The organism is Aquiflexum sp. (assembly GCF_977115555.1).
In genome coordinates this window covers 1-5,900 of sequence record NZ_CDSBKL010000265.1, presented here as the reverse complement: position 1 = coordinate 5,900, position 5,900 = coordinate 1, and the positions used below count along the sequence as shown (strand labels likewise).

Sequence of the window (5,900 nt, the reverse complement as noted above, 5' to 3'; positions counted from 1 at the left end):
ATTTAAAGCCAAAAGAGAAGAAAACAACAAGGCAGTAACCAAGAAATTGGTAGAAGACCTTGAAAAAATCGCTATGAATTAATTCAAACCAAAAAAAAAAGGCTTTCATTTGAAAGCCTTTTTTATTTATGATACTTTTTGATGATGCTTATTCAGCAACCACTACAAATTTAACTTGACTTTTTACTTCTCTGTGAAGGTCAACCTCAGCTTCAAATTCTCCTGCACCTTGTACCGGCACGTTTATAGAGATTTTCTTTCTGTCAATATCAATGCCCTGGGTAGCCAAAGCATCAGAAATCTGAAGTGTAGTTACTTTTCCGAAAATTTTGCCTGATTCACCTATTTTTGCTTTGATTTCCAAAGTCATTTCAGCAAGTTTCGCAGCCAACTCTTCAGCAGCAGTTTTGATTTTTTCAGCTTTGTGAGCTGCCTGCTTTACATTTTCAGCAAGAATTTTTTTGTTGGATCCTGTAGCCAAAACCGCAAATCCCTGAGGAATGAGGTAATTTCTACCATAACCTGGCTTTACTTCAACCATGTCATTTTTGTATCCAAGTCCTTTTATGTCTGTTTTAAGAATAACTTCCATTGTAATACTGTTTAAAGATAAATGAACAAAGATGTACTATTTCAATCCGTCAGTTACAAAAGGCATCAATGCCAAGTGTCTTGCCTTTTTGATGGCATTGGACACTTTTCTCTGAAACTTGGCTGAATTTCCTGTCAATCTTCTTGGAAGGATCTTTCCCTGCTCATTGACAAACTTCAAAAGGAAGTTAGGGTCTTTGTAATCGATATACTTGATACCGCTTTTTTTGAAACGACAGTATTTTTTTCTGTTATCGTTTCTGTTGATTGGTTCGTTTTTGAGTGTCATGCTGCAGGCTCCTCCTTAGCTTCAGTTTTTTTGTTAAATTCACCTTTTCTTCTTTTGTCTCCATAAGCAATTCCATGCTTGTCAAGAACGGTTGTAAGGAATCGAAGAATTTTCTCGTCTCTTCTGATTTCAATTTCCATTTTCTTGATCACAGTCGGATCGGCTTTGAACTCGATTAAAATGTAGAAACCGGTGCTTTTTTTCTGAATAGGATAGGCCAATTTTTTTAGACCCCAATTCTCAACATTAATGATTTCTGCTCCCTCAGTCTTTAACAAGTTTACGAACTTGTCTACGGTATCCTTCATCTGAACTTCAGACAAAACGGGAGTAAGTATGAATACCGTTTCATAATTTTTTTGGAACATGATTTTATTTATTTAAGCTTGTTTTTGATAAACAGACCGCAAAAGTAGTTGTTTGTCCTGTTTATTCCAAATATAAGCCAGAAATTACCGTATTATTTCACTTCAAAGGTCTTGCTTCCAATCTGATATCCATCAGAATAAATTCTTACTTCATACACACCGGGATTGTATTTGGTACCTTTTTCATAGAAGTAAGTCAAAGTCTGCTTGGAATTGTCGAAGATGATGTCCTGGTGTACGGTATAGAATTCTTCCCTGCCATCAATGGAAAATGTACCTGAACCCTTTGCCACATCAAAAATCGGTTGGTTGTTGGGTGCCATGATTTGTACATATATATCCCGAGCACCTTTTTCGGCTACTTTATTGTCAGCTAGGTTGAAAGTGACCCGTAGTTTTTCCAATTGCCTGTTTTTGAAACCGTCTTCTCTTTCCTTGCCCCTGGCATTGACCGCGGCGATGCTGATATTTTCTGCTCTTAATTTGGCTGCGATATCGACTTTCTCTTGAAGTTCCTTTTGCTTTACATTCAGTTGGGCGACTTCTTCCTTAATCTGTGCCTGGGTAGTTTTTAAGTCGGTATTTTCTGAAAAAAGCTGCTCATTGACTTCCCTCAGCCTAATGATTTCCTGGTCTTTTTCTTCAATGGTTTTGGAGAAAGCAACAATTCTTTTGTTGAGAGCGGCGATTTCATCAGATGACCTTTTTCTGTCAAGGCTCCTTTCGCGGGTCAATTGTTCTTTGATTTCTTCCAAGGCGGCAATATCTCCTCCCAGTTTTGAAATTTCCTGAATCCTTAGGTCGAGCTGGTAATTCATGGAATCAATCCTTCTGTTAAGCTCGTTGTTTTCTTCGGATAGGATCAGTATTTCTTCTGATTTCCTGGTTTTGTCAAGGTGGTCAGTGTAAAGCTTAATGCCACTGGCAACAATTAAAATCAATAGGACAATGATCAGAATGTTTTTTCCATTGTCACTTTTAGTGTTTTTTTGCGGAGTAGTTTCCATAGATGAGTAAATTGTAGAAATATTAAATTTAATGAATTTTATGTCAAATATCCTTGGGGAAGATTATTGGACTTTGAGATATCAACACAATTCCATTGGTTGGGATGTAGGTGAAGTTACAAAACCAATAAAGCAATATTTAGACCAAATTGATAATAATTGGTTAAAAATACTTGTTCCTGGCGCCGGAAATGGATACGAAGCCCATTACGCCCTAAAAAAGGGCTTTTTGAACACTAATATTTTAGATATTTCATCTTATCCTTTGCAGAATTTTCAACTAACGCATAATGGTTTTCCTAAAAACCAAATCCACCACATTGATTTTTTTGACCATTCGGACCAATACGACCTGATTATTGAACAGACTTTTTTTTGTGCTTTGCAGCCGGAGTTTCGTCCAAAGTATGTCAAGAAGATGAATGAACTACTTAAACCCGGGGGGAAATTGGTAGGGCTATTGTTTAACCGTCAATTTGATAAGGCCGGTCCTCCGTTTGGTGGAGAGTTGAAAGAGTATCAAAAGTTGTTTGAAAATGATTTTAACATTCTCAAAATGGAGGAATGCTATAATTCCATAACGCCAAGGCAGGGGCAGGAGCTGTTTTTTATTTTGCAGAAAAAATCAAAAGTGTAACGTGTAATTTGATTTGGTGAGGGATTTGTCAAAAAACAAGATGCCACATTCATAAAAATCCAGGCTGATAATTACTTCGGGATGAGATTTGATTTTTTCCCAGGCTTGGTTCATTTCTTTGGACCAATGGATATCTGCTATTGCTATGATGCTCGATTTTTTGATTTTTGGTAACAAAAGTTCGAAATAATCGATCGTAGCCTGGTATGTATGGTTGGCATCCAAAAGGGCAAAATCTACCTGATGGTTTTTTTCCAATACGTATGGTAAAGCGTCTTTCAAATTTCCCAAAATATAATGTACGTTTTGAGGTTTTGGGAATTCCTGGGACTTTTTCCAAAGTGCGGAAGCTCCTTCAAAAGTAAATAATGTGCCTTTGGTGACTTTGGCAAGGTATCGGGTATTGAGTCCGACACAGGTTCCTAATTCATACACCTGCATTGCAGGTGTTTTGGCACAAAAAAACTGGTAAAGCTGGGAATACTTTCGAGGACTGGTGCTGTATCTCGTGACAGAAGAGATTTTTCTTGAGGATTTTTTTAATTTCTTTGAGCCCGCTCCATAATCTTCTATTTCACAGATTTCTTTACTAGCTAAAAGGGTTTTTCTGATTTCCTCAATGTCGAGGTCTTTGTCTTTGGATTGCTGGACATGACCGAGGAGGCCATTATATATTTCAAAAACAAAAGGTGATTGGATGGCATATTGGTCTTCTTTGACCAACCAATACTTTAAATAAGATAGGAAAGGAAATACCCGGCGGTTCAAGTTTAATTGTCGAAGATATCAGCAATCAACTGAAATTCAGGTATTTTTACTTCAAGGACTTTACCGTCAAATAGCTTTTCCATAAAAAATGACCCTCTCATTTTACCCAAACCTGATTTCAGGTTACATCCGGATACATATTCATGCAGGTTTCCGGGTTCAAGTATAGGCTGTTGTCCCACGACTCCGTCACCTTCTACGGTTTTGGTAGCATCTCCGGCATCAAAAATCTCCCATTTCCTTCTCATTAGCTGTATGGTATGGGGGCTATTGTTTTCAATATTCACTTTGTATGTAAATACATAATGATGCTGGTGAGGACTTGAAAATTCTGCTTGATAGGTGACTTCTACAGTGACTTTAATTCCTTGGGTAACAGCTATAACCATTTCTTTTTTATTATTGGGATTTAAAAATTCGAAAACTTTGTCTTAATTCCAAATTATCTTTTCAATTCGATCAAAAAATGGATGTAAAAATTGAAGAAGGATGGAAAAATCTTCTTAAAGAGGAATTTTCCAAACCATATTTCGAAAATCTTGCAAGTTTCATCAAATCAGAATACCAACACCAAATGGTTTATCCTAAAGGTAAAGAGATTTTCAATGCCTTTACGCATTGCCCTATGGAGAATTTGAAAGTGGTGATCTTGGGGCAGGATCCTTACCATGGACCTGGTCAGGCACATGGTCTTTCATTTTCGGTCCGGGAAGGAATTCCTTTCCCTCCAAGCCTTCTCAATATCTTCAAGGAAATCAACCGTGATTTGGGTTATTCCATGCCTCCAAATGGAGACCTGACCCGTTGGGCTGATCAGGGTGTTTTGCTTTTGAATGCCACGCTGACTGTCCGTGCACATCAGGCCGGGTCACATCAAAACAAAGGGTGGGAACTGTTTACTGATGCTGTGATCCGTAAAATTGCAGATTCTAAAGAGAATGTCGTCTTTATGCTATGGGGCGCCTATGCACAAAAGAAGGCGGCATTTATCCACGAAGACAGGCATCTCAAACTTCATGCACCCCATCCAAGCCCACTTTCAGCCCATAGGGGTTTCTTGGGTTGTGGGCACTTTTCCAAAGCCAATGTTTACCTTAAAGAAAAAGGGCAGGGGGAGATCCATTGGTAACAGTCCACGGTCGACTGTGGACCGTGAACACATTCAGAAATATTACAATTTTACAATCCTTTTTACCAAACGCCCCTTACCTTCATCTCGAGGGTATAGACTTTGTCCATGGCGGTAATGAATAAAGTTTTGCGTTCGGTTCCTCCAAATACCACATTGGCGGTCCATCCTTCTTTCATAGGGATATAGGCAATCTGTTCGCCTTTTGGATTAAAAACAGTGACTCCCTTGCCGGTGAGGTAGACATTACCTTTGTTATCGATGGTCATGCCGTCCGAACCCATTTCACAAAACAACCTTCTGTTTTTTAGATAACCGTCTTCTTCGACATCATATACATAAGTTTTGTTGTCACCTATATCAGCAACGTAAAGTTTTTTACCGTCAGGTGTTCCGACTAGGCCATTTGGTTTGACAAGTTTTTCGTCCACCCTGAAGAACTGGATCTTGTCTGGTGCCAAATAATAAAGATGTTCACCATCCTGTTCCATTTCTTGACTTCTTCCTGTCCACCAAGGTCTTTTGTATAAAGGGTCGGTGAGGTACATGCCTCCGTTGGGAGCAATCCAGACATCATTTGGTCCATTCAATTTTTTGCCTTTATAGTTTTCTATCAGGACTTTTGCATTTCCTTTATCATCGATGGCTATGAGTTGGTTTTCCAGATCTGCACACGAAATCAAAACATCATTCCGGTCAAAATACATTCCGTTTGACCTTTTGGTGCCTTCTTGGAAGAGCGTCACTTCATTCCTGGTGGCTGACCATTTGAAAATTTTATCGTTAGGCTGATCTGTAAAATAGACATCTCCGTTACGGTGCACCGCAGGGCCTTCCGTAAAAGTGTATCCTTCACCGACTTTTACAGGTACAGCATTTTTAGCGACGACTGAGCCTCTGTCCAGTTCTTGGGACTGGGCATGGAAAGCAAAAATGACAGCAAGAATAGTGATGAAGAAGTGTTTTTTTGAGGTTATCATAGGTTGTTTTATTGGGTAAGAAATTCAGTCCAAAGTGGAAAGTGATCAGAAAGCCTGAAAGATAATTGAGAAATTGTATAGTTCCTATCCTTGAGTACATGGTCACGAAAATCCACAATGCCTCCCTGTAC

9 protein-coding genes are annotated in these 5,900 nt (G+C 38.8%); 2 read left to right on the top strand and 7 right to left on the bottom strand.

All coding sequences use genetic code 11. The features are described from left to right. Positions 1–148: 148 nt before the first annotated feature. The 4 genes from rplI to ACZFYI_RS14430 all read right to left on the bottom strand — a co-directional run bounded on the left by rplI (position 149) and on the right by ACZFYI_RS14430 (position 2,255). Positions 149–592, bottom strand: coding sequence for a 50S ribosomal protein L9 (gene rplI / locus ACZFYI_RS14445; protein ID WP_462524834.1), 444 nt, complete (start codon positions 590–592; stop codon positions 149–151). A gap of 36 nt (positions 593–628) precedes the next feature. Then, positions 629–880, bottom strand: coding sequence for a 30S ribosomal protein S18 (gene rpsR / locus ACZFYI_RS14440; protein WP_113924785.1), 252 nt, complete (start codon positions 878–880; stop codon positions 629–631). Further along, positions 877–1,248, bottom strand: a complete 372-nt coding sequence (gene rpsF / locus ACZFYI_RS14435; protein ID WP_462524833.1) for a 30S ribosomal protein S6 — start codon at positions 1,246–1,248, stop codon at positions 877–879. Before rpsF ends, rpsR begins: the two co-directional genes overlap by 4 nt. A gap of 92 nt (positions 1,249–1,340) precedes the next feature. Continuing rightward, complete coding sequence (locus tag ACZFYI_RS14430; protein ID WP_462524832.1) at positions 1,341–2,255, bottom strand: zinc ribbon domain-containing protein; 915 nt, start codon at positions 2,253–2,255, stop codon at positions 1,341–1,343. A gap of 40 nt (positions 2,256–2,295) precedes the next feature. On the opposite strand from ACZFYI_RS14430, the gene ACZFYI_RS14425 reads away from it, so the two are divergent. Beyond that, a complete protein-coding gene (locus ACZFYI_RS14425; RefSeq protein ID WP_462524831.1) occupies positions 2,296–2,892 on the top strand; it encodes a methyltransferase in 597 nt (198 codons plus the stop codon). On the opposite strand, the gene ACZFYI_RS14420 is transcribed toward ACZFYI_RS14425, so the two are convergent. Both ACZFYI_RS14420 and apaG read right to left on the bottom strand, forming a co-directional pair. Beyond that, on the bottom strand, positions 2,881–3,660 hold the full coding sequence (locus tag ACZFYI_RS14420) for a class I SAM-dependent methyltransferase (RefSeq protein ID WP_462524830.1): 780 nt from the start codon (positions 3,658–3,660) through the stop codon (positions 2,881–2,883). The two genes, ACZFYI_RS14425 and ACZFYI_RS14420, sit on opposite strands and share 12 nt — an antisense overlap. Before the next feature lie 2 nt (positions 3,661–3,662). Continuing rightward, positions 3,663–4,049, bottom strand: coding sequence for a Co2+/Mg2+ efflux protein ApaG (apaG, locus tag ACZFYI_RS14415; RefSeq protein WP_462524829.1), 387 nt, complete (start codon positions 4,047–4,049; stop codon positions 3,663–3,665). Between the two features lie 77 nt (positions 4,050–4,126). Here apaG and ung point away from each other — a divergent pair, with 77 nt between their 5' ends. Then, entirely contained in the window at positions 4,127–4,789 is a 663-nt protein-coding gene (gene ung, locus ACZFYI_RS14410) for a uracil-DNA glycosylase (protein ID WP_462524828.1), read from the top strand. A gap of 62 nt (positions 4,790–4,851) precedes the next feature. On the opposite strand, the gene ACZFYI_RS14405 is transcribed toward ung, so the two are convergent. Then, the gene (locus ACZFYI_RS14405) at positions 4,852–5,769 is read right to left on the bottom strand and encodes an SMP-30/gluconolactonase/LRE family protein (RefSeq protein ID WP_462524827.1); all 918 of its coding nucleotides are present in this window, start codon (positions 5,767–5,769) and stop codon (positions 4,852–4,854) included. Positions 5,770–5,900: the final 131 nt, after the last annotated feature.